At 68.3% G+C, this 26,237-nt stretch carries 21 protein-coding genes and 1 pseudogene; 14 read left to right on the top strand and 8 right to left on the bottom strand.

The genetic code is table 11. The annotated features are described in order from the left end of the window. The first annotated feature begins 2 nt into the window (after positions 1-2). A complete protein-coding gene (locus tag LO55_RS21380) occupies positions 3-908 on the top strand; it encodes a LysR family transcriptional regulator (RefSeq protein ID WP_005670344.1) in 906 nt (301 codons plus the stop codon). A gap of 108 nt (positions 909-1,016) precedes the next feature. Here the strand turns inward: LO55_RS21380 and LO55_RS21385 are convergent, their stop codons facing one another. The 4 genes from LO55_RS21385 to LO55_RS21400 all read right to left on the bottom strand — a co-directional run bounded on the left by LO55_RS21385 (position 1,017) and on the right by LO55_RS21400 (position 4,382). Beyond that, positions 1,017-1,220: a cold-shock protein gene (locus LO55_RS21385; RefSeq protein ID WP_005670341.1), complete on the bottom strand. Its 204-nt coding sequence runs from the start codon at positions 1,218-1,220 to the stop codon at positions 1,017-1,019. Between the two features lie 342 nt (positions 1,221-1,562). Then, positions 1,563-1,934, bottom strand: coding sequence for an Hpt domain-containing protein (locus LO55_RS21390; RefSeq protein WP_005670338.1), 372 nt, complete (start codon positions 1,932-1,934; stop codon positions 1,563-1,565). Between the two features lie 9 nt (positions 1,935-1,943). Beyond that, a complete protein-coding gene (upp, locus tag LO55_RS21395; RefSeq protein ID WP_005670336.1) occupies positions 1,944-2,594 on the bottom strand; it encodes a uracil phosphoribosyltransferase in 651 nt (216 codons plus the stop codon). Between the two features lie 96 nt (positions 2,595-2,690). Beyond that, positions 2,691-4,382: an isovaleryl-CoA dehydrogenase gene (locus LO55_RS21400; protein WP_071363031.1), complete on the bottom strand. Its 1,692-nt coding sequence runs from the start codon at positions 4,380-4,382 to the stop codon at positions 2,691-2,693. A gap of 348 nt (positions 4,383-4,730) precedes the next feature. Here LO55_RS21400 and LO55_RS21405 point away from each other — a divergent pair, with 348 nt between their 5' ends. Together LO55_RS21405 and LO55_RS21410 are read left to right on the top strand one after the other, a co-directional pair. Further along, positions 4,731-6,482: a putative bifunctional diguanylate cyclase/phosphodiesterase gene (locus LO55_RS21405; protein ID WP_143054593.1), complete on the top strand. Its 1,752-nt coding sequence runs from the start codon at positions 4,731-4,733 to the stop codon at positions 6,480-6,482. After that, on the top strand, positions 6,479-7,996 hold the full coding sequence (locus LO55_RS21410) for an HDOD domain-containing protein (protein WP_071363032.1): 1,518 nt from the start codon (positions 6,479-6,481) through the stop codon (positions 7,994-7,996). Before LO55_RS21405 ends, LO55_RS21410 begins: the two co-directional genes overlap by 4 nt. A 54-nt stretch (positions 7,997-8,050) precedes the next feature. On the opposite strand, the gene aroC is transcribed toward LO55_RS21410, so the two are convergent. Next, the gene (aroC, locus tag LO55_RS21415) at positions 8,051-9,145 is read right to left on the bottom strand and encodes a chorismate synthase (protein ID WP_005670328.1); all 1,095 of its coding nucleotides are present in this window, start codon (positions 9,143-9,145) and stop codon (positions 8,051-8,053) included. A 203-nt stretch (positions 9,146-9,348) separates the two neighbouring features. On the opposite strand from aroC, the gene LO55_RS21420 reads away from it, so the two are divergent. After that, entirely contained in the window at positions 9,349-11,595 is a 2,247-nt protein-coding gene (locus LO55_RS21420) for an EAL domain-containing response regulator (RefSeq protein WP_071363033.1), read from the top strand. A 59-nt stretch (positions 11,596-11,654) separates the two neighbouring features. Here the strand turns inward: LO55_RS21420 and LO55_RS21425 are convergent, their stop codons facing one another. Next, entirely contained in the window at positions 11,655-12,107 is a 453-nt protein-coding gene (locus LO55_RS21425) for a CBS domain-containing protein (protein WP_005670324.1), read from the bottom strand. A gap of 200 nt (positions 12,108-12,307) precedes the next feature. Here LO55_RS21425 and LO55_RS21430 point away from each other — a divergent pair, with 200 nt between their 5' ends. The 3 genes from LO55_RS21430 to LO55_RS21440 all read left to right on the top strand — a co-directional run bounded on the left by LO55_RS21430 (position 12,308) and on the right by LO55_RS21440 (position 15,549). After that, positions 12,308-13,618: an O-acetylhomoserine aminocarboxypropyltransferase gene (locus LO55_RS21430; protein ID WP_071363034.1), complete on the top strand. Its 1,311-nt coding sequence runs from the start codon at positions 12,308-12,310 to the stop codon at positions 13,616-13,618. Between the two features lies 1 nt (position 13,619). Then, entirely contained in the window at positions 13,620-14,429 is an 810-nt protein-coding gene (locus LO55_RS21435; RefSeq protein WP_071363035.1) for an alpha/beta fold hydrolase, read from the top strand. An 85-nt stretch (positions 14,430-14,514) separates the two neighbouring features. Next, positions 14,515-15,549: an alpha/beta hydrolase family protein gene (locus LO55_RS21440; protein WP_071363915.1), complete on the top strand. Its 1,035-nt coding sequence runs from the start codon at positions 14,515-14,517 to the stop codon at positions 15,547-15,549. A 25-nt stretch (positions 15,550-15,574) separates the two neighbouring features. Here LO55_RS21440 and LO55_RS21445 read toward each other — a convergent pair. Both LO55_RS21445 and LO55_RS21450 read right to left on the bottom strand, forming a co-directional pair. After that, positions 15,575-16,123: pseudogene (locus LO55_RS21445) on the bottom strand (cytochrome-c peroxidase); the annotation flags it as partial. A gap of 196 nt (positions 16,124-16,319) precedes the next feature. After that, positions 16,320-17,729: a YihY family inner membrane protein gene (locus LO55_RS21450; protein ID WP_071363036.1), complete on the bottom strand. Its 1,410-nt coding sequence runs from the start codon at positions 17,727-17,729 to the stop codon at positions 16,320-16,322. Positions 17,730-17,800: 71 nt separating this feature from the next. Here LO55_RS21450 and wrbA point away from each other — a divergent pair, with 71 nt between their 5' ends. Genes wrbA through LO55_RS21485 form a run of 7 tightly spaced genes read left to right on the top strand, consistent with a single transcriptional unit; the run spans position 17,801 to position 26,163 of the window. Beyond that, positions 17,801-18,412, top strand: coding sequence for an NAD(P)H:quinone oxidoreductase (gene wrbA / locus LO55_RS21455; protein WP_005670314.1), 612 nt, complete (start codon positions 17,801-17,803; stop codon positions 18,410-18,412). Next, positions 18,412-18,813 carry a DUF2069 domain-containing protein gene (locus tag LO55_RS21460; RefSeq protein WP_071363037.1) on the top strand — a complete coding sequence of 134 codons (402 nt, stop codon included), beginning with the start codon at positions 18,412-18,414 and terminating at the stop codon, positions 18,811-18,813. The genes wrbA and LO55_RS21460 overlap by 1 nt, the downstream gene beginning before the upstream one ends. Next, on the top strand, positions 18,806-20,227 hold the full coding sequence (locus LO55_RS21465) for an FAD-binding oxidoreductase (protein WP_071363038.1): 1,422 nt from the start codon (positions 18,806-18,808) through the stop codon (positions 20,225-20,227). The genes LO55_RS21460 and LO55_RS21465 overlap by 8 nt, the downstream gene beginning before the upstream one ends. Before the next feature lie 13 nt (positions 20,228-20,240). After that, on the top strand, positions 20,241-20,669 hold the full coding sequence (locus LO55_RS21470; RefSeq protein WP_071363039.1) for a DUF4124 domain-containing protein: 429 nt from the start codon (positions 20,241-20,243) through the stop codon (positions 20,667-20,669). After that, entirely contained in the window at positions 20,657-23,206 is a 2,550-nt protein-coding gene (locus tag LO55_RS21475; RefSeq protein ID WP_071363040.1) for an FtsX-like permease family protein, read from the top strand. Before LO55_RS21470 ends, LO55_RS21475 begins: the two co-directional genes overlap by 13 nt. After that, the gene (locus LO55_RS21480) at positions 23,206-24,273 is read left to right on the top strand and encodes a lipocalin-like domain-containing protein (RefSeq protein ID WP_071363041.1); all 1,068 of its coding nucleotides are present in this window, start codon (positions 23,206-23,208) and stop codon (positions 24,271-24,273) included. The genes LO55_RS21475 and LO55_RS21480 overlap by 1 nt, the downstream gene beginning before the upstream one ends. A gap of 42 nt (positions 24,274-24,315) precedes the next feature. Beyond that, the gene (locus LO55_RS21485) at positions 24,316-26,163 is read left to right on the top strand and encodes an ABC transporter transmembrane domain-containing protein (protein ID WP_071363042.1); all 1,848 of its coding nucleotides are present in this window, start codon (positions 24,316-24,318) and stop codon (positions 26,161-26,163) included. The last annotated feature ends 74 nt before the right edge of the window (positions 26,164-26,237 follow it).

Genomic DNA, 26,237 nt, shown 5'->3' on the forward strand with positions numbered 1-26,237 from the left:
ACATGGGCAAATTCACCCAGATGGCGACCTTCGTCGAGGTCGTCGCGCGCGGCAGCCTGTCCGCCGCGGCGCGCGCCGAGGGCATCGCCCCGGCCATGATCGGCCGCCGCCTCGACGCGCTCGAGGCCCGGCTCGGGGTCAAGCTGCTGCAGCGCACGACGCGGCGCCTGGTCCTGACCGACGAAGGCAGCGCCTTCCTCGAGGATTGCCAGCGCATCCTGGCCGAGGTGGGCGACGCCGAGTCGGCCATTTCGGAGCACAGCATGCGCGCCTCGGGCCACCTGACGGTGTCGGCGCCGGCCGGCTTCGGGCGCCAGCACGTGGCGCCGCTGCTGCCCTCGTTCCTGGCCGAACACCGCGACGTCAGCATCAACCTGAACCTGTCCGACCGCGTGGTCGACCTGGTGGCCGAAGGCGTGGACGTGGCCATCCGCATCGCCAGCCTCGACGACTCGAACCTGGTCGGCGTCAAGCTGGCCGACAACCGGCGCGTGGTGGTGGCCTCCCCGGCCTATCTCAAGCGCCACGGCTGGCCGCGCCAACTGGCCGACCTGGCGCGCCACAACTGCCTGCCGATCAGCAGCGAAGGCAGCCAGCGCGGCTGGACCTTCATCGACGACGGCAAGCCGGTGACCCTGAAAGTGGGCGGCAATATGGTGTGCAACGACGGCGCCGTGCTGCATGCCTGGGCGCTGGCCGGCAAGGGCCTGGCCTGGCGTTCGATGTGGGAAGTGGGCGGCCAGATCGCGAGCGGCGAACTGGTGACGGTGCTGGACGACTTCGCCGCGCCCGGCAACGACGTCCATGCCGTGTTCGCCCAGCGCCGCCACCTGCCGCTGCGGATCCGCGCCTTCGTGGATTTCCTGCGCCGCAGCTACGCCGCGCCGGATTACTGGCGCCATTCCTGAGGCCGCAGCCCGCGCCGGAGCCCGAGTCGGCGAGAAGGTCCGCGACGTACAGGCAAAAAAAATCCCCGGCGATTCCGGGGATTTTTATCTCGTAAAGCCCTTGGGCTATTACAGAGGCTGGATGTTCGAGGCTTGCTTGCCCTTCGGACCGGTGGTCACGTCGAACGAAACGCGCTGGTTCTCCTGCAGCGACTTGAAGCCGGTGCTCTGGATAGCCGAGAAGTGCGCGAACAGATCTTCGCCGCCTTCATCAGGGGTGATGAAGCCGAAGCCCTTCGAGTCATTGAACCATTTAACGATGCCAGTTGCCATTACAATTTCCTATTTCGGTTAGTTGGGCTTGCGCCCGTTTCAGATCGTTTGAAGAAGCAAGAAAGAAATGACAGACAGACTGCACTACTACCTCGAACCCAACGATCCCGTATTATACCGAATAAAAGCGACGTGCACCCTCTTCGTTAAATAAAAAAACCGCCTGGCTGCAACGATTCTAAAATTCAATAAATAGGAGAGCGCGCGTTTTTATCCCGTACGAGGGAAAATATAGGCGTAAGACTCGACCAAATGTTTGCGATGAATCAAATTCCGCTCTGCCGCGAGTTTGCGCATGCCGCTTGCGTAGCGCCGCGCGCGAGTGAGGGCACTGGCGAGGGCTCAGCCAAGGGATTTTGGATCGCGATGCGCGACGCGGACGTATTCGTCGAGTTCCGCGCGCCAGGCTTGCCACTCCGTGGCGGCCACCACATCGAAAGCGCGCAACACCCGTAGCCGCTGTTCCAGCAGGCGCGCATGGTGGCCCAGGCCGCGAAAGCCGAAGGTGGCCGCCGAGCCGGCCAGCGTGTGCAGCATGGCCTGCACTTCGCCGGCCGCCGGCGCGACGTCGAAACCCGGCTCGCCGGCGCGCTCCAGTTGCTGCGACAGCGCCGCCAGGCGCTCCATGGTCGACGGCAGCCGCGCCGCGAACTTCTCGTTGAGTTCGGCGAGGCGCGCGAAGAACTGCTGGTCGGCCGGCTGCACGGTTGCCATGGGCGACGCTTACTTGGTGCCGAAGATGCGGTCGCCCGCATCGCCCAGGCCCGGGATGATGTAGGCATCCTCGTCCAGGTGCGAGTCGAGCGAAGCGACGAACAGCTTGACGTTCGGATGCGCGTCCTGGAATACCTGCACGCCTTCCGGCGCCGCCACCAGGGCCAGGAACAGGATCTGCTCGTCCGGCACGCCGCGCTTCTTGAGCACGTCGATCGCGTGCACCGCGGAGTTACCCGTGGCAACCATCGGGTCGCACAGGATGAAGGTGCGCTCGGTGGTGTCGGGCAGGCGCACCATGTACTCGACCGGCTCGTGGGTTTCCGGGTCGCGGAACACGCCGATGTGGCCGACGCGCGCCGACGGCACCAGCTCCAGCAGGCCGTCGCTCATGCCGATGCCGGCGCGCAGGATCGGCACCACGGCCAGCTTCTTGCCTGCGATGACCGGCGCATCAATGGTCACCAGCGGGGTCTTGATCGAGCGCGTGGTCAGCGGCAGGTCGCGCGTGATCTCGTATCCCATCAGCAGCGTGATCTCGCGCAGCAGTTCGCGGAAGGTGCGCGTCGAGGTGTCGTGCTCGCGCATATGCGACAGCTTGTGCTGGATCAGCGGGTGGTTCAGGATATAGAGATTCGGGAAGCGCGGGTCTTGTTTCATGGCGGGATTCAATGGATTCTGTGTGAAGCATGCAAGCGCGCATTATCCCAGCCACACGGCCGTTTGTCCCGGCCTGCACGTGAAAAAAAATGCATTTCATACCACGAGGGCGCGCGCCAGCATCGCCTCCAGGTCGATGCCGGCAGGCAACCGGCCGTAGGCCCCGCCCACCGGCTGCAGTATGCGCGTGAGCAAGAAGGCCTCGCCAACATACGGCGGCGCATGGCGCAGCAGGAGCGCGGCCTGCACCGCCACCACGATCTGCTCGGCCAGCACCCGCGCGCCGGCTTCGTCCGACAGGCGCGCCGCCAGGCCGTCCAGCAGCGCCGCCGCGTGGTCGGCGAAGCGCTCGTCCAGCCCCGCCGCCGGCGCCAGCTCGGCCGCCAGCGCCGCGCGCGCGGCGTCCGGGGACTTGCCGAGCGCGCGCAGCAGGTCCAGGCACATCACGTTGCCCGACCCTTCCCAGATCGAATTGACCGGCAGCTCGCGGTACAGGCGCGCCAATGGGCCGTCCTCGACATAGCCATTGCCTCCCATGACTTCCATCGCCTCGGCCCCGAAGCCGGGGCCGCGCTTGCAGATCCAGTATTTGCCGGCCGCCGTCAGGATGCGGCCCAGCAGCGCCTGGGACGGCTCCTGTCCCTCGTCGAAGCAGCGCGCCAGGCGCAGGGCGAAGGCGGTGGCGGCCTCGGATTCGAGCGCCAGGTCGGCCAGCACGTTCTGCATCAGGGGTTGCTCGGCCAGCGGCCGGCCGAAGGCCATGCGCCCGCGCGCATGGTGCAGCGCATGGCACAGGGCGGCGCGCATGATGCCGGCGCTGCCCAGCACGCAATCAAGGCGGGTATGGCTGCCCATCTCGAGGATGGTCGGGATGCCGCGCCCCGGCTCGCCGATCATCCAGCCGAGCGCGCCGCAGAATTCGACCTCGGACGAGGCGTTCGAGCGGTTGCCCAGCTTGTCCTTCAGGCGCTGCACCCGCACCGCGTTGCGCCGGCCGTCGGCGAGAAAGCGCGGCACCAGGAAGCAGCTCAGGGCGCCCGCGCCCGGGTCTTCAGCCGACTCGTCGCAGCGCGCCAGCACCAGGTGGGCGTCGGCCTGCGGCACCGAATAGAACCATTTGTGGCCGACGATGCGCCAGGCGCCCGCGCCCGCCGGTCCTTCGTCGCGCAGCTCGTCCGCCCCCAGCGGCGTGGCGCGCGTGGTGCTGGCGCGCACGTCCGAACCGCCCTGCTTCTCGGTCATGCCCATGCCGACCAGGGCGCCGCGCTTCTGCGCCACCGGCAAGGGGCGGGGATCGTAGTCGCGCGACAGGATCCTGGGCAGCCACACCTGCGCCAGCCCTGGCGCGCGGCGCAGCGCCGGCACCGCCGCATAGGTCATCGTCACCGGGCACTGGGCACCGTTCTCGGCCTGGCCGAACAGCAGGTATTGCGCCGCCCGCGCCACCTGGGCGCCGGGACGCGGGTCGCTCCAGGGCGCGCTGTGGGCGCCGGCGCCGATCATCAGGCTCATCAGGGCATGCCAGGCGGGGTGGAATTCGGGCTCGTCGATGCGGCGCCCGGCGCGGTCGAAGCTCGCCAGCAGCGGGCCGTGGGCGTTGGCAAGGCGCGCCAGCTCCTGGACCTCGGCGCTGCCGAGCCGCTGTCCGAGCGCCTCGAGCTGCGGCGCCGCCCAGCCGCCGCCCTCGCGCAGCAGCGCCTCTTGCAGCGCCGGATCGCAGGCGTACAGATTGATGCCGCTGAACGCGGGCGCCTGGTTTTCGACTTCGTGGGTGGCGAACCTGTCCATCATCCCTCCTGTGCGCACATCTGCTCGTTGTCAAAGTTGCGGTAAAATGTTGCATTGCGGCATCATAATTGCACGTTATTATGTCGTTACAATCAAGAATAAGCGACAATACACGGTGAGAATCTTGACCCTCCAACAAGCAGGTTAGCGCCAACATGCTTGCCGGGCAAGCAGGCCGCTCAGACCCGATAAGGATGAAATCACCGCATGACTTGTGCTTTCTAATGCTTTGCGGAATTTTTCAGTGATAGAGTCATCCCTGATTTGGTAGACTTGCACGGATTCACATGTGACATCGGCATGACGTGCACGTGCCGCAACGATAAAGCAAGAAAGCTCCTGGACAACATGCACACCAGTTCCTCCGCCGTGCCCCCGCCCCAGCCGGCCGCTCATGTGCACACCGCGGCGCTGCCCGCGGCGCTGCTCGACGGCTTGCTGGAGACGGCCGGCGACGCCGTGTTCCGGGTCGCGCCCGATGGCGCGATCCACGCGGCCGGCACGCGCGCGAAGCAGCTGTCGGGCTTCGAAGCCGGCTGTTCGCTGCTGTCGCTGGCGCACGAGATCGACCAGCCGGCGCTGCGCAATGCGCTGGCCGGCGCCGCCGCCGGCTTTGATGCGGTGCTGGTCGAGACCCGTTTCCGCTCGGGCGAGCGCGACATCTGGTTCGAACTCAGGATCGCGCGCCTGGCCACCGGCGACGCCGCCCCGCTGCTGGTGATCGGCCGCGACATGTCGGTCCAGCATGCGACCGAAGAGCGCCTGCGCCACATGGCGACCCACGACGCCCTGACCGAGCTGCCCAACCGGGTGCTGCTGTCGGACCGGATCCGGATGGTGATCGCCAACGCGCGCCGCTCGGGCCACGGCTTCTCGGTCGCCGCCATCGGCCTGGACGGCTTTAAAAAGGTCAACGACGGCCTGGGCCACCCGCTGGGCGACACCGTGCTGCAGATGGCGGCCGCGCGCCTGCGCCGCACCCTGCGCGACAGCGACACCCTGGCCCGGGTCGGCGGCGACGAATTCGTGGCGGTGCTGCCGGGAACCTTCACCGAGCCGCAGATCAAGCTCGTCACGGGGCGCCTGATGGCGACCCTGCAGTCGCCGTTCGAGGCCGGCGGCCACACGATCTACCTGGGCGCCTCGATCGGCGTGGCGGTCTACCCTGACCACGCCGAAGACGAGGTGCGCCTGGTGACATTGGCCGACGCCGCCCTGTCGCGCGCCAAGGAAACCGGCAAGGGGCGCGCCGTGGTCTACAGCCCCGGCGACCAGGGCCCGCCGCAGCACGACATCTCGCTCGAGGCGGCCATGTTCAACGCGGTGCGCGAGGGCGAGTTCCTGCTGTATTACCAGCCGATCGTGAACGCCAAGAGCCGCATCATCGAGGGCTTCGAGACCCTGATGCGCTGGAAGCACCCGACCCTGGGCATGGTGCCGCCGGTGCGCTTTATCCCGATCGCCGAGAACAACGGCCTGATCAACCTGCTCGGGGCCTGGGCCCTGAAGGCGGCCTGCATGCAGATCCGCCAGTTCCAGGAAGTGGCCGGGCGCGAGCTGTACATCTCGGTGAACATCAGCCCGCGCCAGTTCCGCAGCGACCGCTTCCTGACGGTGCTGGACGACGCCCTGGCGCTGTCCGGCCTCGACGGCCGCCAGCTGGTGCTCGAGATCACCGAAGGCACCCTGATGGTCGACCCCGCGCACGCCGAGGACATCCTGGCGCGCATGGTGGAGCGCCATGCGCGCATCGCGATCGACGATTTCGGCACCGGCTATTCGTCGCTGGCCTACCTCAAGCGCTTCCCGATCTCGGTGCTCAAGATCGACCGCGCCTTCGTGAAGGACCTGCCGGCGTCGAACAAGGACGCCGCCATCTGCAACGCGATACTCGACCTGGCCGGCCACCTCTCCCTGTCGGTGGTGGCCGAAGGCGTCGAAACCCAGGAGCAGCTGGCCTGGCTCGACGACCAGGGCTGCCATTACGTCCAGGGCTACCTGACGGGCAAGCCGATGCCGGCCAACGTGGCCGTCACGGCGCTCAAGGAAAATCTCTATACCGCTCTTCTGCCGGCCGACCACCGGACAGGAAAATCATGACCACACAAGCCAGCATCACGGCCACTGCGCCGGCCCCCAGCCCGCACTCGGCGAAGTCGCAAGCCACCCTCGCCCTGCTGTGGGAGCGCATCCGGCGCCAGGGCGACATGCCGGGCTTTACCAAGGCCATCAGCGCCATCCTGGCCTCGATGCGCGGCGAGGACGAGCGCGACTTCTCGATGACGCAGACGGTGCTGTCCGACCCGGTGCTGACCCAGAAGGTGCTGCGCCTGGCCAACAGCAGCATGTATGCGGCCTTCGGCCAGCACGTCAACACCATCTCCAAGGCGGTGCTGGTGCTGGGCACCGAGTCGATCGGCCACCTGGCGCTCGGCCTCAAGCTGATCGAGGAGCTGAGCCGCAGCAGCCCGGACACCGAGGCCGCCCACGTCGAGATGGAAAAGGCGGTGCTGGCCGGGATGGTGGCGCAGCAACTGGCGGCCGACGCCCGCTCGCGCGACCCGGAAGAAGCCGTGGTGTGCTCGATCCTGCACTCGCTGGGCCGCATGATGCTGACCTTCTACATGCCGGAGCGCTGGACCAGGATGCGCGAGGCGGCCGGCGAAGGCCGCGAAGAGAACGCCGCCCGGGAAGTGCTCGGCCTGTCGCTGGAAGAAGTCGGCCGCGCCACCGCCGCCCATTGGGGCCTGCCGCGCAACCTGGTGGCCGGCATGCGCCGGGTCGAGCCGGGCGAGCGCTTCGAAGGCTTCGCCCACGAGGACTGGCTGGCCGCGCTGGGCAGCATGTCGACCCAGGCCGCCGACGCCCTGTGGGCCGACGACGCGGCCGGCGCCGAAAAGGTCGCGCAACTGGCCGAGCGCTTCGCCCCGATGCTGGGCCTGCCGGCGAGCGGCATCCTGGCCTCGATCGACAAGGCCAAGGCGGAAGCCGCGTCCGACCTGTCGATCGCGCCGCTGGCCAAGCCGGCCGAAAAACGCGCGCAACAGGCCGCGGCCACCAGGAAGCGCATTGCCGGCAACAAGGTCCTGATGAGCGGCGTGGCCGATATGCGCGACGCCGGCGCCACCGCCACCGCCGGCCAGATGATCTCGATGGCCCTCGAGACGATGCACGAGGGCCTGTCGTTCACGCGCTCATTCGCTTTTCTTCGCAACCGGCGCGAAGGCCGCTACTCGGCGCGCCTGGGGCTGGGCGAGGACGTCAAGGCGATGCTGCCGAAACTGGCGTTCGACGACGTCTACGAGCCGAACGTGTTCCACGCCGCGCTGGGGAGCGACCGCGTGATCTTCATCGAGAACGCGCACGACACCAAGTTCGCGACCAAGCTGCCGGGCTGGTGGAAAGGCACGCTGGCCGAGGCGCGCTGCTTCGTGATCATTCCCCTGTCGGCCCACGGGCAGCCGGCGGGCTTCATCTATGGCGACTGGGACGGCACCTTCCCGCAGGTGATCCTGAGCCAGACCGAGTTCTCGCTGCTGAACGACCTGCGCGCGCTGGTGGTGCGCACGGTCGAGCGGCGGCATCAGATGGAAGCGATCGTCACCCGCGTCTGACGCGGCCGCGCGACATGACGGGGTTGGACGGCGAAGCCGACCAACCCACCCCGCTCATGTCAATTTTGGCGTGGCGACCTGCACGTCGCCGCACTGCGCCCGGTTCATCAGCGCGTGGTCGATCAGCACCAGCGCCAGCATCGCTTCCGCGATCGGCGTCGCGCGGATGCCCACGCAGGGGTCGTGGCGGCCGAAGGTCTCGACCGTCGCCGGATTGCCGGCCTTGTCGATCGAGCGGCGCGGCACCCGGATCGAGGACGTCGGCTTGATCGCCAGCGACGCCGTGATGTCCTGGCCGGTCGAGATCCCGCCCAGCACGCCGCCCGCGTGGTTGCCGACGAAGCCCTCGAGGGTCAGCTCGTCGCCATGCTCCGAGCCGCGCTGCGCCACCGAGGCGAAGCCGGCGCCGATTTCCACGCCCTTGACCGCGTTAATCCCCATCATCGCATACGCGATGTCGGCATCGAGCTTGTCGTAGATCGGCTGGCCCAGGCCCACCGGCACCCTGGTGGCCACCACGTCGATGCGCGCGCCGATCGAGTCGCCGTCGCGGCGCAGCTGGTCCATCGCATCCTCCATCCGCTGCAGCAGGGCGGCGTCGCCGGTGGCGGCGAAGAAGGGATTGGCGTGCACGTGTTCCCACCCCTCGAACGGCACGGCGATGTCGCCGAGTGCGCGCATGTACCCCATGACTTCGGTGCCGTACTTCTCGCGCAGCCACTTCTTGGCGACGGCGCCGGCGCCGACCACCGGCGCGGTCAGGCGCGCCGACGAACGGCCGCCGCCGCGCGGGTCGCGCACGCCGTATTTATGCCAGTAGGTGTAGTCGGCATGGCCGGGGCGGAAGCTTTCGGCGATATTGCCGTAGTCCTTGCTGCGCTGGTCTTCATTGCGGATCAGGAGCGCGATCGGCGTGCCGGTGGTGACGCCCTGGTAGACCCCGGACAGGATCTCGACCCGGTCCGCCTCCTGGCGCTGGGTGACGTGGCGCGAGGTGCCGGGCTTGCGGCGGTCGAGCTCCGGTTGGATGTCGGCCTCGCTCAGGGTCATGCCGGGCGGGCAGCCGTCGATGACGCAGCCGATCGCGGGACCATGCGATTCGCCGAAGGTGGTGACGGAAAACAGCTTGCCAAATGTATTGCCGGACATGGTAATGATGAGTTCGGATTGATCGAATTACCATTTTAACAGGCCGTCTGGCAAGCAGAAACGAACATCGAGCGATCGACTGTCGCAAATATGTTTCCTCATGGATATATTTTTCGCTAACATCCCCGGAACGGGCTCTTTCCTTTTTACAATTGCATATATACTGAAGTTATCCATGCCGAGCCAACCTGGAGACGTAGCACATGCCCGCATCGATTACGCCATCAGGACCACTGAAGGATGACAGCGTTACCGACGACCTCGTCTTTGCCGACGAAGCCGCCGCCGCCGCATCCCCGAGTCCAGCATGGCGGATCCTGGTGGTCGACGACGATGCCGACGTGCACTCGACCACCACCTTTGCTCTCGGCAACGTCGAGATGCAGGGCCGCCCGCTGGCCTTCCTGCACGCTTATTCCGCCAGCGAAGCCTTCGACCTGCTGGCGCGTGAACACGATATCGCCGTCATCCTGCTGGACGTGGTGATGGAAAGGGCCGACGCCGGCCTGCTGCTGGTGCGCCGCATCCGCGACGAGCTGGGCCTGCACGACGTGCGCATCATCCTGCGCACCGGCCAGCCCGGCTATGCGCCCGAGATGGAAGCCATCCGCGGCTACGACATCAACGATTACCGCACCAAGTCCGAGCTGACCCGCACCAAGCTGTATACGACGGTGGCGGCCGCGATCCGCTCTTACCAGCAGATCCGGGCGCTCGAGGCCAACCGCATCGGCATGGAACACATCGTCGCAGCCTGCGCCGAGCTGATGAGCCTGCACGGCGTGCGCGACGTGGCGGCCGGCATCCTGGCCCAGGCCGGGCGCCTGGTCGGCCAGCCGCCCGAGGGCGTGCTGTGCACGCGCGACAGCGGCCATGGCCGCCCCGAGACCCTGCGCGCGGTGGCCGCCGCCGGCGCCTGCCGCAACCTCGATGGCCGCGAATTGACCGGCCATTTCGCGGTCGCCGCCGAACGCACCCTGCTCCAGCGCGAGTGCGGCGCCGAGGACGGCCTGCTGAATATGTACTTCCCGGGCAAGGCGGGACGCGATTTCGCGGCCTGCATCCCGCTCGAGCGGCCGATGGACGAGGTCGAGCGGCGCCTGCTGAAGGTGTTCTGCGGCATGGTGGCGGTGTGCCTCGACAACTGCGAGCTGGTCACCAGCCTGAACAAGTCGGCCTTCCACGATCCGCTCACCGGCCTGCCGAACCGCACCCGCATGGTCGAGCTGCTCGAGGCCATCCTGGCCGGCCCGGGCCGCGCGGGCGCGGTGCTGGCCCTGGTCGACCTCGACCATTTTGCCGAAACCAACGACGCCCTCGGCCACCATTTCGGCGACCTGCTGCTGGTCGCGGTCGGCCAGCGCCTGACATCGCGCCTGGCTCCTGGCCTGGAGATCGGCCGCATCGGCGGCGACATCTTCTGCGTGCTGGGCGACGCCGACGCGGTGCAGCCGGTCCAGATCCAGGCCCTGTTCCGCGAATCGTTCCGCATCGACGGCCAGGACGTGCTGGTGTCCGCCACCCTTGGCCTGGTGCGCCTGCCGGAACACGACGGCAGCGGCGCCGACGCCCTGAAGGACGCCGACATCGCGCTCAAGCGCGCCAAGTCGCAGCAGCGCGCCGGCCACTTCTATTTTTCGCGCAGCATGGGCGTCGAGATCCGCGAGCGCGTGCGCATGATGCACGCGCTGCGCAGCGGCTTCCAGCGCGGCCAGCTGTTCCTGCACTACCAGCCGCAAGTCGACCTCGCCACCAACCGCCCGTTCGGCGCCGAGGCGCTGCTGCGCTGGCGCCTGGACGACGGCCGCCTGGTGCCGCCCGACCGCTTCATTCCGATTGCGGAATACTCGGGGCTGATCGTGGAGATCGGCGAATGGGTGCTGCGCCAGGCCTGCGCCGAACTGATGCGCCTGCGCGCGGCGGGTCACCGCGAGTTCACGATGTCGGTGAACGTCTCGCAGGTGCAGTTCCGGCATCCGCACTTCGTCGACATGCTGCAGCGCGCGTTGGCCGACACCGGCGCGCCGCCCGACTACATCGAGCTGGAGATCACGGAATCGATGGCGATGGAAGAGCCGGCGCTGCTGGTCGAGAAGCTGGCCCAGGTCAAGCGCACCGGCGTGTCGATCGCGATCGACGATTTCGGCACCGGCTTCTCGTCGCTCTCGCATCTGCAGCGCCTGCAGGTGGACCGGCTCAAGATCGACCGCACCTTCGTCACCGAGATCACCGGATCGGCGCGCGGCAGCAGCATCGCGCAGATGGTGGTGCAGCTGGGCCGCAACCTGGGATTGTCGGTGATCGCCGAAGGGGTCGAGGACGAGCGCCAGGCGCAGATCCTGCGCCAGCTCGGCTGCCCGCTGGCGCAGGGCTTCCTGTATGCGCGGCCGCTGTCGCCGGAAGGGCTGCTGGAGTGGCTGGCGGGGAATCCGATGACGCGCGCGGCGTGAACGATGCCGCCATCGGCATCGTCATCGATACATCAAGCCAACGTCATTCCTGCGAAGGTTCAATCCGGCGCGTTCTGCTCCGCCGGCCAATCGCGGATATACGCCTTGAGCATGCGGTTCTCGAAGCTTTGCGCTTCGAGCACGGCGCGCGCGACGTCGTAGAACGAGATCACGCCCAGCAGGGTGCGGGCGTCCATCACCGGCAGGTAGCGCGCATGCTTTTCGAGCATGATGCGGCGCACCTCGTTGACTTCGGTGTCCGGGGTCACGGTGATCGGGCTGTCGTCCATGTGGCGGCGCACGGTGCCGGCGCCGACCGAGCCGCCGTTCGCGTGCAGCGCCTTGAGCACTTCGCGGAAGGTCAGCATCCCGACCAGGTCGCCGTACTCCATCACCACCAGCGAACCGATATCGTTCTCGGACATCGTGGTCACCGCGTCGACCAGCGGCTGGTCAGGCGTCACGGTGTACAGGATATTGCCCTTCACTTGCAGGATTTCCGAAACTTTCATGTTCGCCACCCCCGCTTCGTCAATATTGCTGATACTGGATAAATTTGTATAAGGCATAACACCGACTGTAGCCTATGCCCGCCAAAAAATCCAGCGTTGCGCTGCATCATGGTGCGCGCTCGGTGACAAGATGGTGCAGCGCAGATTGCGCAAAGACCCATAACTGCTAGGATGCGCCATCCCTTTGATACGAGTCCAGCATGAGCGCTCCCCGACCTCCCGGTTTCGACACCCTGTCCCTGCACGCGGGCAGCGCGCCCGATCCCGCCACCGGCGCGCGCGCCACGCCGATCCATTTCACGTCCTCGTTCGCCTTCCGCGATTCCGGGCATGGCGCGGCGCTGTTCAATATGGAACAGAGCGGCCATGTGTATTCGCGCATCTCGAATCCGACCAATGCGGTGCTGGAAGAGCGCATCGCGGCGCTCGAAGGCGGCGTGGCCGGCATCGCCACCGCCAGCGGCCAGGCGGCCATGCACCTGGGATTGAGCACGCTGGTGGGCGCCGGCGACCATATCGTGGCCTCGCGCGCGCTGTACGGCGGTTCGCACAACCTGCTGGCCCATACCCTGCGCAGGTTCGGCGTCGAGACCACTTTCGTCGACCCGCGCGACCTCGATGCCTGGCGCGCCGCGATCAGGCCAACGACGAAATTACTATTCGGCGAAACGCTCGGCAATCCGGGCCTGGACGTGCTCGACATCCCGGCGATCGCGGGGCTCGGGCACGCGCACGACCTGCCGCTGATGGTCGATGCGACCTTCACCACCCCGTACCTGCAGCGCCCCTTCGAGCTGGGCGCCGACCTGCTGTTCCACTCGGCCACCAAGTTCCTGTGCGGCCACGGCACCGCGATCGGCGGCCTGCTGGTCGATGGCGGCACCTTCGACTGGCAGGCCGCGCACGAACGGAGCGGCCGCTTCGCCACCCTGTGCGAGCCGTACGACGGCTTTCACGGCATGGTGTTCAGCGACGAGTCGACCGTCGGCGCCTTCGCCCTGCGCGCGCGGCGCGAAGGCTTGCGCGACTTCGGCGCCGCAATGAGCCCGCACAACGCCTTCGCCATCCTGCAGGGCGTCGAGACGCTCGGCCTGCGCATGGAACGCCACGTCGCCAATACCCGGCGCGTGGTCGAGTTCCTCGCCGCGCAGCCGATGGTGGCGTCGGTGTCCTATCCGGAGCAGCACAGCCACCCCGACCATGCGCTGGCGCAGCGTATCCTGCCGAAAGGCTGCGGCGCGGTCTTCACCTTCGAGCTGAAAGGCGACCGCGCGGCCGGCCGCCGTTTCGCCGACGGTTTGCAGGTGTTCTCGCATCTGGCGAACGTGGGCGACGCCAGGTCGCTGGTCATCCATCCGGCATCGACCACCCATTTCCGGGTGCCGGCCGAGCACCTGGCGGCCAGCGGGGTCACTGAAGGCACGTTGCGCCTGTCGATCGGGCTGGAAGACCCGGACGACCTGATCGACGACTTGAAACGTGGCTTGAAACTGGCCGCGAAGGGGGCCTGAGATGCTGCTCGACGTTGATGGTCATCGGGCCTATTGCTATACCGGCGGCAAGGCATTCGACCCAGTCCGGCCGGCCGTCGTGCTGCTTCACGGCGCGCAGAACGACCATTCCGTCTGGGCCCTGCAGAGCCGCGCCCTCGCCCATCGCGGCTACGCGGTGCTGGCGCCGGATCTGCCGGGGCACGGCCGCAGCGGCGGCCCGCCCCTGCAGCGCGTCGAAACGATGGCGGACTGGGTCCTGGCGTTGCTTGCCGCGGCCGGCGTGGAGCGCGCCGTCCTGGCCGGGCACAGCATGGGCTCGCTCATCGCGCTGGAGGCGACCCACCGCGCGCCAGAGCGCGTGAGCGGCCTGGCCCTGCTGGGCGCCACCTACCCGATGCGGGTATCGGACGCGCTGCTGGAAGCCGCGCGCACCGAACAGGACGCGGCCATCGACATGGTCGCCGCCTGGTCGCATGCCTCCTGGCTGCCCGGCCCCTCGACCGCCGGCCCGGGTATCTCCGTGATCAACACCGCGCGGCGCCTGATGCAGCGCATGGCGGCGCGCGGCGCGCCGCAGCTGTTCCATACGGATTTCGCCGCCTGCAATGCGTATGCGAATGGCGAGACTGCCGCCGCTTCGGTTGCCTGTCCGACGCTGTTCGTGCAGGGCATGAAGGACATGATGACGCCGCCGCGCTCGGCGAAGCTGCTGACCGGCGCGCTCCGGCACGGCAAGATCGTCACCGTCGACGCCGGCCACGCGATGATGGCGGAAGTGCCGGATGCGGTGCTCGACGCCTTGCTCGGCTTTGTTGCGATGAGCCGATAACAAGGGAAAGTTTATTTCCGGAGGATGTTCTTTTCCTGTTTTTAGGGGCAATATAAGGCGATTCTTTCCTATTCGGAAAATGACGATGAAATGGATTCGCCGCCTGTCGATCGTCTTGCTCGCCGGGGCCACTGCGTTCGGCATCGCCCTGGTCGGGACCGCCTTGCGCGCCGAGCGCCCGGTTGGATTCGATCTCGTCCGCGTGAACGACACCGATGGCCAGGCATTCGCGGTCGCCATCTGGTATCCGACCGAAGCGCGCGCCTGGCCGACCACCTGGCTCGGCCTCAGGCTGATGGCAGTGGCGCGCGATGCGCCGGTATCAGGACGGAGCTTGCCGCTGGTGGTGATTTCACACGGAAATGCCGGCGGTCCGGGCAGCCACGCAGACCTGGCGCTCGCGCTGTCGGATGCCGGCTACGTCGTCGCGGCGCCCATGCACCTCGGCGACAATCACATCGACCAGAGCGCTGCCGGCACCGTGCCCTGGATCAGCGGACGCACCAGGCAGGTTGGCATCGCCATCGACCATCTGCTCACGATGTGGAGAGGCAGCGCAGCCATCGACCCGGGCCGGATCGGAGCGTATGGATTCTCCGCGGGCGGCGCCACGTTGCTGGCCTCCGCCGGCGCCCGGCCGGACCTGCGCCAGATTGCACGCCATTGCGCCGAGACGCCCGAGTTCGTTTGCCAGCTGTTCCGGGACGGGCACTCTCCGTTGCTGGACCCCAAGGCAGCGCAACTGGGCAACAACTATTCCCATGATCCACGAATCAAGGCCCTGGTCGTGGCGGCGCCCGGCCTGGGCTTCCTGATGGGACCGGATGCCGTGCGGGACGTCCGCGTGCCGGTCCAGCTGTGGAGTGGCGAACAGGATCGGCTCGTCAGCTATGCCAGCAACAGCAAGCCGCTGCGCGATGCGCTGGGCGAGCGCGCACAATTCCACTCGGTTCCCGGGGCCGGACATTTTTCATTCCTGGTGCCGTGCGGCGTCCTGGGACCACCGGCGCTGTGCGACGATGGCGAGGGATTCGACCGGCCAGCCTTCCATGCGCGCATGAACGCCAGCGTCATCGAATTCTTCGACCAGCACCTGAAAGCCACCCCGGCTTCGCTTTGACCAGGACGCCAACCCAGCTGCCCACTCAGTCGAAAGGCTGAGGCCGCTTGGTCGCGTCGCTCGACGGCGGCAGGATCGGCAGCACGACCCGGGGCTGCTCGCCGGTCAGCGTCTTCAGGAAGGCGACCACGTCGGCGATCTCGGCCTCGCTGAACTTCCTGCCCAGTTGCAGGCGGCCCATCGTGTCCACGGCCTGGCCCAGAGTATCGGCCGCGCCGTCATGGAAATAGGGATAGGTCAGCTCGACGTTGCGCAAGGTCGGCACCTTGAAATAGAAGCGGTCGATGTCCTGCTTGGCGACGGCAAAGCGGCCTTCGGCCGTGCTGGTCGTCTTGTAGGCTTCGATCAGCCCCATCTTCTGGAACGAGGCGCCGCCGACGTTCGGACCGTTGTGGCAGGCGATGCAGCCGCTGCTCTTGAACAACCCGTAGCGCCGCAACTCCTGCGCATCGATCGCCGTCTGGTCGCCCTGCAGCCACTTGTCGAAGCGCGCATTGGGCGTGACCAGCGTTTCCTCGAAGGCGGTGATGGCGGACGTGACCTCGTCGATGGTGAGCTTGTCGTGGCCGAATATCGCGTGAACGCCATCTCGCCGGGGTTGGCATCCGCATGGTGTTCATCATCACTCCTGGCTGGAAAGACACGCCCGGTATTGATTTCCGGACAGTGTCTTCAGCCTAAGCGTGAGTGTCGCCGGAGGCAATATCGCCGGCCCGGCCAACGCGTCAAAACATAGCGTGAGTCAAGAAAGCGCCGTCACGACGGCAAGCTCAGCTGGTAGCGCGCGCCTCGATGTCCGCCAGCACGGCATCTTCGGGATCGCCGAAGTGCGCCGCCAGCGTCTGCTCCAGCCCCGCCTCGACCGCCTCCTCGACCTGGCGCGCGAGGTTGCCGACGTCGAGCGCCAGCGGCGTGTCCGGCCCGCCCTCTTCGCGCTGCGCGCCTTCCGCCGCCGCGCAGTCGAACACGAACAGCCGGTAGACGTCGGCCAGGCGCAGGCTCGCCGGATCGGCCAGCAGCACCCAGTTCTCCTGGCTGCCGCCGCGGTTGAAACGCCAGCCGGCCCGCGCCGGGGCGTCGTCCTGCACCCGGCCGACCCAGCCCTCGGCCACCATCCGGTCCAGCAGGCGGCCCAGCTCGTCGTAGCCGATGCGGGTGTGATCGCGGATCGTGCTGCTCGCCACCAGCGCATTGCCGCTCAGCTTTGCGCTGCCGTACAACACCTTGAGCACCGACATCGCGTCGACGAAGGCGCCGCCCGGCGCCGGCTGGTACCACCAGCGTTCATGCTTGACCACCGGCAGCGCCGCCGTCAATACCGCGCCGACCAGCGTGATCATCCAGGTCACGTAGATCCAGACCAGGAACAATGGCAGCGCCGCCAACGCGCCATAGATGATGGCGTAGGTCGGGAACTGGCGGATGAACAGGCCGAAGCCGCGCTTGGCGACCTCGAAGGCGATCGCCGCCGCCAGCGCGCCCCAGAACGCGTCGCGCCAGGCCACCTTGCGGTTGGGCACCACGACGTACAGCAAGGTGTAGCCGGCGGTGGTGACCGCCACCGAGGCCAGGGTGAAGAACAGGGTGCCGAGCAGGGAGGCGCCCTGCTCCAGGCCGCCGGTCACGTCCACCAGTTGCGAGGTGAAACTGATCGACAGGCCGAACAGCAGCGGCCCCAGCGTCAGCAGGGCCCAGTAGACCAGCAGGCGCTGGGGAAGCGGGCGCGGCTGGCGCACGCTCCAGATCTGGTTGAACACGCGCTCGATCAGGCTCATCGTGGCGGCCGTGGTGAACAGCAGCGCCACCGCCCCGAGGGCCGACAGCCCCTTGGCCTTGTCGGCGAACTGCGTCAGGTTGCCGCTGATCGTGCTGGCGATGGCCTTGGGCATCAGGTTCTGCACGAACCAGGCGTCGATCATCTCGCGCACCTGGCCGAAGGCCGGGAACATGGTAAAGATCGCCAGCACGATGGTGAGCAACGGCACCAGGGCCAGGGTCGTGGTGAAGGTCAGGCTGCCCGCCACCTGCGGCAGGCGCTCTTCGCGCAGACGACGCACGGCGAAGCGCACCAGGTCGCGCGCCTCGGGCCAGGTCAGGCCGCGCTCGGCGCCGCCACCCGCGAACTCGCCACTGGCACGCGACAAGCCACTCACCGCCCCGGTCACCGTCTTGTTCGCCATGGTGTTGGATTTACCGTATTCGTCATCGTCGCCAGCATGTCATTTCAACAAACCGCACTATAATACCAAGGATGAACACGACCCCACTGAGCATCCTCGTCCTCTACTATTCGCGCCATGGCGCCACGCGCAAGCTGGCCGAACTGATCGCCCAGGGCATCGACAGCGTGCCGGGGGCCGAGGCCCGGCTGCGCACCGTGCCGCCGGTGTCGTCGGTGGCCGAAGCGACCGCGCCCGGGATTCCCGACCAGGGCTCGCCCTACGTCGAACTGGACGACCTGCGCGAATGCGCTGCCCTAGCGCTGGGCTCGCCTACGCGCTTCGGCAATATGGCCGCGAGCATGAAATACTTCCTCGACGGCACCGCGACCGAATGGGTCAACGGGTCGCTGTCCGGCAAGCCGGCCGTCGTCTTCGCCTCCACCGGCAGCCTGCACGGCGGCCAGGAAGCGACCCTGCTGTCGATGATGATCCCCTTGCTGCACCACGGGATGATGGTGATGGGCCTGCCCTACACCCATCCCGAACTGATGAACACCGCGAGCGGCGGCAGCCCCTACGGCGCGACCCACTGGGCCGGCGTCGATGGCAAGCGCCCCGTTACCGAAGAAGAGCGTACGCTGGCGATAGCGCTCGGTCGCCGCCTGGCAGAGGCGGCCCTGAAACTGCAGGGAAACCGCTGATGGGAACAGGGAAAAAAGTCTTTCACGTGGGAGCGATCGCCAGCCTGATCTGGCTGATCGGCTGGCTGGTCGCCTGGGAAGCCTACGTGGCGCCCCTGCAGCCTGGTAGCTGGCTGCTGGCCCTGAAGGCTTTGCCCCTGTTGTTGCCGCTGCGCGGCGTCATCAAGCGCGACCTGTACACCCTGCAATGGTCGTCGATGCTGATCCTGATCTATTTTGCCGAAGGCGTGGTGCGCGCCTGGGCCGACCAGAGCCCGGCCTCGCGCCACATGGCCATCGGCGAGATCGCCCTGGTCGTGGTGTATTACTTCTGCGCCCTGCTCTACCTGCGCCCCTACAAGAAAGAGGCGCAGCGCCTGGCCAAGGAATTGCTCGACAAGGTCAAAGTGCCGCATGGCTGAGCCGTGCCCCGATGCCCTGCTGGCGCGCTGCCGCGCGATCGCCGGCGACGCCCACGTGATCACCGACGAGGCCGCCATGGCGCCGTTCATGGCCGACTGGCGCGGCCGCTACAACGGACGCGGCCTGGCGGTGGTCCTGCCATCCGACACCGCGCAAGTGGCCGCCATCGTCGCCGCCTGCGCCGCAGCGCGCGTGCCGATCGTGCCGCAAGGCGGGCGCACCGGCCTGGTGATGGGCAGCGTCCCGGACTCCTCGGGCCGGGCCATCGTGCTGTCGCTGCGGCGCCTGAACCGCATCCGCGCCATCGATCCCCTGAACCGCACCATGACGGTGGAGGCCGGCTGCATCCTGGCCGATGTGCAGGCCGCGGCCAGCGAGGCAGGGATGCTGTATCCGCTGTCGCTGGCGGCCGAAGGCAGCTGCACGATCGGCGGCAACCTGTCGACCAATGCCGGCGGCACCGCCGTCCTACGCTACGGCAATACCCGCGAGCTGTGCCTGGGCCTCGAGGTCGTCAACGCTCAGGGCGAGGTCTGGGACGGCTTGCGCGGCCTGCGCAAGGACAATACCGGCTATGCGCTGCGCGAGCTCTTCATCGGCGCCGAAGGCACGCTGGGCGTGATCACGGCGGCGGTGCTGAAACTGTATCCGGCGCCGCGCGCCGCCCTCACCGCGCTGGTCGCCCTCGACTCACCGCGCCAGGCCGTCGATCTGCTCGGCCTGTTGCAGGCGCGCTGCGGGGCGACGCTGACCGGCTTCGAGCTGATGTCCGCCTTTTGCCTGGACCTGGTCGCGGCGCAGTTTCCCGACCTGCCGCGGCCGTTCGCGGATCGGCATCCGCAATACGCCTTGGTCGAGCTCTCGAGCAATGAATCCGATGAACATGCGCACGGCCTGCTGGAATCGGGCATAGGCGAGGCGCTGGAAGCCGGCGCCGCGCGCGACGCCGTGGTGGCGACCTCGCACAAGCAGGCCCTGGACCTGTGGCGGCTGCGCGAACACATCCCGCTGGCGCAGGCGGCGGCCGGCAAAAACATCAAGCACGATATCTCGCTGGCGGTGTCGCGCATCCCCGACTTCATCGCGCGCGCCGACGCCGCGCTGCAGGCAGCTTTTCCCGGCTGCCAGCCGGTGACCTTCGGCCACCTGGGCGACGGCAACCTGCACTACAACGTGGCGCCGCCGGCCGGGGAGTCGCACGCGGCCTTCCTGGAAAACCAGGCGCTGGTCAACCGCATCGTGCACGACCTGGTCGTGGATTCCGGCGGCTCGATCTCGGCCGAACACGGCATCGGCATGCTCAAGCGTGAAGAACTGGCGCGCTACAAGTCGCCGGTCGAACTTGGCATGATGCGTGCCATCAAAGCCGCGCTCGACCCGCTCGGCATCATGAATCCTGGGAAGATACTATGACCAGGAGTCGCGCATGCACCGCTTGCTCTCGATCGCCACGGCCTGCATCCTGTGCCAGGCCCAGGCCGCTGGCGCCATCTACAAATGCCACGAGAGTGGGCGCGTGACCTACGCCGACCGCCCCTGCCCCGGCGCCGGCGCGGAGTTGCCCGTGCGCGCCGCGCCGCCGCCCGATCCCGAAACGCTGGCGCGCCTGGATCGCGCGCGCGACCTGGCCATGGGTATCGACAAGCAACGCGCTGACCAGACCCTGCGCGAAGAACGCGACGGCGAACGCGCCCGGCGCGCAGCGCTGGCCCTGCGCAAGCGCTGCGACAAGCTGCGCCTGCAGCGCCAGTGGCTCGAGGAAGACCTGGCGCGCGCGCGCGGCGACGCCAAGGAGGCGGCGCGGATCAAGGCGCGGCGCCAGGCCGAAACACTGGCGGTGGAATGCCCGGCCTGAGCCGGCTGTCGCGCTGGCTATTGCTCGGCGAATGGCGCGCGCATCCGGTGCGGGCGCTGGTCGCCATCGCGGCGATCGCCGTCGGGGTGGCGATGGGCTTCGCCATCCACCTGATCAACGCCGCCGCCTTCAACGAATTCTCGGCCGCCGTCAAGAGCCTGTCCGGCCAGGCCGACATACGGGTAGAGGGCCGCGAGCCGTTGTTCGACGAATCCGTCTACCCCTTCCTGGCCGAACATCCCGAAGTCGCGCTGGCCTCGCCCATCCTCGAGGTCCAGGCCGGCGTGCCGGGCGCCGACGCTCCGCTGCGCATCGTCGGCATCGACCCGTTTCGCGCCGGCGCCATCTCGCCCGACCTGCTCGGGGTGACGGACGAGGGCCGCCGGCTCGACATCCTGGCCGACGACGCCTTGTTCCTGTCGCCGGCGGCCGAGGCCTGGCTGAACAAGCGGCGCGGCGACACCCTGGTGCTGCGCGCCGGCACCGGCGAAGTCGCCCTGCGCGTGGCCGGCCCGGTGCAGCGCGCCCGCGCCGGCCAGCGCCTGGCGGTGATGGACATCGGCGCCGCCCAGTGGCGCCTCAACCGGCTCGGCCAGCTGTCGCGGGTCGACCTCAAATTGCGCGACGGCGTCGACCGCGCCGCCTTCCAGCGCAATCTCGCCGCCCAGCTCGATCGCACCTGGCCGGGCCGCTTCACGGTCGGCCAGCCGAACGACGCCGACCAGGAAAGCCGTACCGCCAACATGAGCCGCGCCTACCGCGTCAACCTGACCGTGCTGGCGCTGGTAGCGCTGTTTACCGGCGCCTTCCTCGTGTTTTCGACGCAGGCGCTGTCGGTGATGCGCCGCCGCAGCCAGTTCGCGCTGCTGCGGGTGCTGGGCCTCGAACGCGGCCAGTTGCTGCGCCAGGTGCTGCTCGAAGGGGGCAGCCTGGGCGTGCTGGGCGCGCTGCTCGGCATCGGCGCCGGCTACGCTCTGGCGGCCGCCGCGCTGCATTTCTTTGGCGGCGACCTTGGCGCCGGCTACTTCCCCGGGATCCGCCCGCAGGTCGCGTTTACGCCCGGCGCCGCCCTCGTATTCTTCGCGCTGGGCCTGGGCGTGGCCCTGCTGGGCTGCCTGGCGCCGGCCTGGGAGGCGGCGCGCGCGCGGCCGGCGGTGGCCATCAAGTCCGGCGCCGACGAGGCGCCGCTCACGCGCCTGGCGCGGGTCTGGCCCTCGCTCGTGTGCCTGGGGCTGGCCGCGCTGTTCGCCTTCGCGCCGCCGGTGTTCGAGCTGCCGCTGTTCGGCTACCTGGCGATCACCCTGCTGCTGGTCGGCGGCATCGGCCTGATGCCGCGCTTCGCGGCGCTGACCTTCCGCGCGCTCGAAGCCTCGCTCGGGCGGCGCCAGCGCAGTCCGGCGGTGCTGGCGCTGTCGCTGGCGCGCCTGGCCAACGCGCCGGGCCAGGCCTCGATCGCCCTGGGCGGCATCCTGGCCAGCTTCAGCCTGATGGTGGCGATGGGGATCATGGTGTCGAGCTTCCGGGTCTCGGTCGACGACTGGATGGCCCACATCCTGCCGGCCGACCTGTACGTGCGCACGATCGATGCCGGCGGCACCGGCTTCCTGAGCGGCGAGCAGCAGGCCGCGCTGGCCAGTCTGCCCGGCGTCGAGAGAGTCCAGTTCCTGCGCACCCGGCGCGTGTCACTGTCGCCCGAGCGGCCGCCAATCGTCGTCATCGCCCGCGACATCGACGCCAGCGACCCAGCCCGCCTGCTGTACCTGGTCGGTCAATCGGCGCCAATCCCGCCAGGCAGCCGCCCCGCCTGGGTGTCGGAGGCGATGCTCGACCTGTACGGCGCCCGCGTAGGGCAGCGCCTTCGCCTGCCCCTTGGCGGGGCGCAGGTGGAGTTCTTCGTCGCCGGCGCCTGGCGCGACTACGCCAACCAGGGCGGCTCGGTGGTGATCCAGCTGCACGACTACCGCCGGCTGACGGGCGAGCGCGAGGTCACCGACGCCGCCCTGTGGACCGCGCGCGGCGTGGACGCCGCGACGCTGGAAGGCAGCCTGCGCGCGCTGCCGTTCGGCGCGTCGCTGAACCTGATGCGGCCCGGCGACATCCGCGCCATGAGCCTCAAGATCTTCGACCGCAGTTTCGCCGTCACTTACCTGCTCGAGGCGATCGCGATCGCCATCGGCCTGTCGGGCATCGCGGCGAGTTTTTCGGCCCAGACTTTGGCAAGGGCGCGAGAATTCGGTATGCTGCGCCACGTCGGCGTCACCCGGCGCCAGGTCTTGCAGCTGCTCGCCTTCGAGGGCGGGCTGCTCACCAGCCTCGGCGTCGTCGCCGGTTTCGCGCTCGGGCTGGTGATCAGCCTGATCCTGGTGTACGTGATCAACCCGCAGTCCTTCCACTGGACCATGGGATTGCACCTGCCCTGGCCCTTGCTTGGCAGCGTGGCGGCGGTGCTGGTCGCTGCATCGGTTGCTACCGCGCTCGTCTCGGGACGCCAGGCCTTGTCCGGCGGTCCGGTGCGCGCGGTCAGAGAGGATTGGTAATGCGTTTTATTCTGTGTCTGCTGGTGTTGCTGTCGTTGTCTGCCCATGCTGCGGCGCCCGTGTATGCGCCGGTCACCCCGGGCGCCGGCCTGTCGTTCCCGCGCGACTACGGCGCCCATCCGGAGTTTCGCACCGAGTGGTGGTACGTCACCGGCTGGGTCGAGACGCCCGACAGGCGCCCGCTCGGCTTCCAGGTCACCTTCTTTCGCAGCCGCACCGGCGCCGACAATGCGAATCCGAGCCATTTCGCGCCGCGCCAGCTGGTGATCGGCCATGCGGCGCTGTCCGATCCCCAGGTCGGCCGCCTGGTGCACGACGAGCGCAGCGCGCGCGAGGGCTTCAGCATGGCCTGGGCGCGGCCCGGCAACACCGACCTCAAACTCGACGACTGGCGCATGGTCCGCGATGCGGGCGGCGTCTACCGCGTCACCGTCCGCTCCAACCAGCTGACGCTCGAACTGCGCCTGCGCCCGACCCAGCCGGTGCTGGTGCAGGGCCAGGGCGGCTATTCGCGCAAGGGCCCCAGCGCCCAGCACGCGAGCTACTACTACAGCGAACCGCACCTGGAAGTGAGCGGCACGGTCGGCCGCGCCGGCATGGCGGCCACGCAGGTGAGCGGCAGCGCGTGGCTCGACCACGAATGGTCGAGCGAGGCGCTGCAGCCGGACGCCGTGGGCTGGGATTGGGTCGGCGCCAACCTCGACGACGGCGGCGCCCTGATGGCTTTCCAGATCCGCGACCGCCAAGGTGGTAAACTATGGGCGCACGCCACCCGGCGCGACAAGGCCGGCAAGGTGCTGCACTACGCGCCCGAGCAGATCACGTTCGCGCCGCAGACGCACTGGAAATCGCCGCGCACCGGCGCCACGTATCCGATCGCGACCACGATCACCACGGGCGGCCAGGCCTGGCAGGTGGTGCCGCTGCAGCAAGACCAGGAACTCGACTCGCGCCGCTCGACCGGCGCCGTGTACTGGGAAGGCGCGGTCACGATCCAGCAGAACGGCCGCCGGGTGGGCCGCGGCTACCTCGAGATGACCGGCTATGTGCAACCCATGAAGCTTTGATAACAAGAACGATAACAAGAACGACCGACACGCCAAAACACGATGACCACCCGTAACACCAGCAAGACCGACCCAGAACCATCCCGCAAGAGCAGCCTGGCCACCCTCAGGGGCTTGAGCCCCTTCCTGCGTCCCTACCGCCGCCAGTTCCTGCTGGCCGGCATCGCGCTGCTGTTCGCCGCCGGCGCCACCCTGGCGATCCCGGCGGCCTTCAAGCAGATGATCGACCTGGGCTTCGGCGCAGCTTCAGCCAGCGCGGCCGCCGGCGCCGCCGTCGAAGGCGGCAGCCTGGAACACATCAACGCCACCTTCATGGCCCTGTTCGGTGTCGCCGCGGTGCTCGCGGTGGCCACCGCGGCGCGCTTCTACATGGTGTCCTGGCTGGGCGAGCGCGTGACGGCAGACATTCGCAGCGCGGTCTACGGCCACGTGGTGCGCCAGAGCCCCGAATTCTTCGAGACCACCCGCACCGGCGAAGTGCTGTCGCGCCTGACCACCGACACCACCCTGATCCAGACCGTGGTCGGCACCAGCATCTCGCTGGCGCTGCGCAACACGCTGCTGTTCTTCGGCGGCCTGGTGATGCTGTTCGTGACCAGCCCGCGCCTGACCTCCATCATCCTGGGCCTGCTGGTGCTGGTGGTGCTGCCGATCGTGCTGTTCGGGCGCCGCGTGCGCAAGCTGTCGCGCGATTCGCAGGACCGCATCGCCGACGCCTCGGCGGTGGCCGGCGAGATCCTGAACGCAATGCCGACCGTGCAGGCGTTTACCCGCGAGGGCCATGAATCGGGCCGCTTCTCGAAGGAGGTAGAAGGCGCCTTCAGCACCGCGATGCGCCGCATCCGCGCCCGCGCCACGCTCACCATGCTGGCCATCGTGCTGGTGTTCGGCGCCATCGTGTTCGTGCTGTGGCTTGGCGCCCACGCCGTGCTCGAAGGCACGATGACCGGTGGCGACCTGGGCCAGTTCATCCTGTACGCCGGCATCGTGGCCGGTTCGGTCGGCGCCCTGTCGGAAGTGATGGGCGACGCTCAGCGCGCCGCCGGCGCCACCGAACGCCTGCTCGAGCTGCTCGGCGCGCAATCCGAGATCCAGGATCCGCTGCAGCCCAAGCTTCTCCCGGAAAGCACCGCGAACGGCGCCCGCGTGACGCTCGACGACGTGACCTTCGCCTATCCGTCGCGCCTGGACGAAGCCGCCCTGTCGCACCTGGCGCTCGAGATCCGCCCCGGCGAGACGGTGGCCGTGGTCGGCCCTTCCGGCGCCGGCAAGACCACCCTGTTCCAGCTGCTGCTGCGCTTCTACGATCCGCAGGCCGGCAGCATCCGCCTGGACGGCGTCGACGTGCGCGACCTGGCGCTGCAGACGCTGCGCGGCGCGGTCGGCATCGTGCCGCAAGATACCGTGATCTTTTCGCTCGACGCCATGGAGAACATCCGCTACGGCCGCCCGGACGCGAGCGACGACGAGGTGATCGCGGCGGCCAGGATGGCCGCGGCCCACGATTTCATCGAGCGCCTGCCGCAAGGCTACGCGTCGTTCCTGGGCGAGCGCGGGGTGCGCCTGTCGGGCGGCCAGCGCCAGCGCATCGCGATCGCGCGCGCCCTGCTCAAGAACCCGCCGCTGCTGCTTCTGGACGAAGCCACCAGCGCGCTCGACGCCGAATCCGAACGCCTGGTCCAGCGCGCGCTCGAGGCGGCGATGGTCGGCCGCACCACCATCATCATCGCCCACCGCCTGGCCACCGTGCAGCGGGCCGACCGCATCATCGTGCTGGACGAAGGCCGGATCGTCGAATCCGGCACCCACGCCGAGCTGATCGCCCTGCGTGGCGTGTATGCCAACCTGGCGGCGCTGCAGTTCCAGACCCATGCGCCGGTGGCGGCATGACGTCGCGCCCCGGGCAATCCGTAGTATCACGTAGCAATCCATCAAGCTGTTGTTACAGAGCGACCGAGTAGCAT

Origin of the sequence: Massilia timonae (assembly GCF_001866515.1) — a bacterium.
GTDB lineage: Bacteria > Pseudomonadota > Gammaproteobacteria > Burkholderiales > Burkholderiaceae_D > Telluria > Telluria timonae.

Excerpts from the sequence above, each read along its gene's own strand:
- LO55_RS21470 (WP_071363039.1), top strand. The coding sequence starts at position 20,241 with ATGCACCGCTTGCTCTCGATCGCCACGGCCTGCATCCTGTGCCAGGCC.
- LO55_RS21400 (WP_071363031.1), bottom strand. The coding sequence starts at position 4,382 with ATGGACAGGTTCGCCACCCACGAAGTCGAAAACCAGGCGCCCGCGTTC.
- upp (WP_005670336.1), bottom strand. The coding sequence starts at position 2,594 with ATGAAACAAGACCCGCGCTTCCCGAATCTCTATATCCTGAACCACCCG.
- LO55_RS21480 (WP_071363041.1), top strand. The coding sequence starts at position 23,206 with ATGCGTTTTATTCTGTGTCTGCTGGTGTTGCTGTCGTTGTCTGCCCAT.
- LO55_RS21390 (WP_005670338.1), bottom strand. The coding sequence starts at position 1,934 with ATGGCAACCGTGCAGCCGGCCGACCAGCAGTTCTTCGCGCGCCTCGCC.
- LO55_RS21450 (WP_071363036.1), bottom strand. The coding sequence starts at position 17,729 with ATGGCGAACAAGACGGTGACCGGGGCGGTGAGTGGCTTGTCGCGTGCC.
- LO55_RS21485 (WP_071363042.1), top strand. The coding sequence starts at position 24,316 with ATGACCACCCGTAACACCAGCAAGACCGACCCAGAACCATCCCGCAAG.
- LO55_RS21380 (WP_005670344.1), top strand. The coding sequence starts at position 3 with ATGGGCAAATTCACCCAGATGGCGACCTTCGTCGAGGTCGTCGCGCGC.
- LO55_RS21405 (WP_143054593.1), top strand. The coding sequence starts at position 4,731 with ATGCACACCAGTTCCTCCGCCGTGCCCCCGCCCCAGCCGGCCGCTCAT.
- LO55_RS21435 (WP_071363035.1), top strand. The coding sequence starts at position 13,620 with ATGCTGCTCGACGTTGATGGTCATCGGGCCTATTGCTATACCGGCGGC.
- LO55_RS21425 (WP_005670324.1), bottom strand. The coding sequence starts at position 12,107 with ATGAAAGTTTCGGAAATCCTGCAAGTGAAGGGCAATATCCTGTACACC.
- LO55_RS21430 (WP_071363034.1), top strand. The coding sequence starts at position 12,308 with ATGAGCGCTCCCCGACCTCCCGGTTTCGACACCCTGTCCCTGCACGCG.
- LO55_RS21440 (WP_071363915.1), top strand. The coding sequence starts at position 14,515 with ATGAAATGGATTCGCCGCCTGTCGATCGTCTTGCTCGCCGGGGCCACT.
- aroC (WP_005670328.1), bottom strand. The coding sequence starts at position 9,145 with ATGTCCGGCAATACATTTGGCAAGCTGTTTTCCGTCACCACCTTCGGC.
- LO55_RS21460 (WP_071363037.1), top strand. The coding sequence starts at position 18,412 with ATGGGAACAGGGAAAAAAGTCTTTCACGTGGGAGCGATCGCCAGCCTG.
- wrbA (WP_005670314.1), top strand. The coding sequence starts at position 17,801 with ATGAACACGACCCCACTGAGCATCCTCGTCCTCTACTATTCGCGCCAT.
- LO55_RS21475 (WP_071363040.1), top strand. The coding sequence starts at position 20,657 with ATGCCCGGCCTGAGCCGGCTGTCGCGCTGGCTATTGCTCGGCGAATGG.
- LO55_RS21410 (WP_071363032.1), top strand. The coding sequence starts at position 6,479 with ATGACCACACAAGCCAGCATCACGGCCACTGCGCCGGCCCCCAGCCCG.
- LO55_RS21420 (WP_071363033.1), top strand. The coding sequence starts at position 9,349 with ATGCCCGCATCGATTACGCCATCAGGACCACTGAAGGATGACAGCGTT.
- LO55_RS21385 (WP_005670341.1), bottom strand. The coding sequence starts at position 1,220 with ATGGCAACTGGCATCGTTAAATGGTTCAATGACTCGAAGGGCTTCGGC.
- LO55_RS21465 (WP_071363038.1), top strand. The coding sequence starts at position 18,806 with ATGGCTGAGCCGTGCCCCGATGCCCTGCTGGCGCGCTGCCGCGCGATC.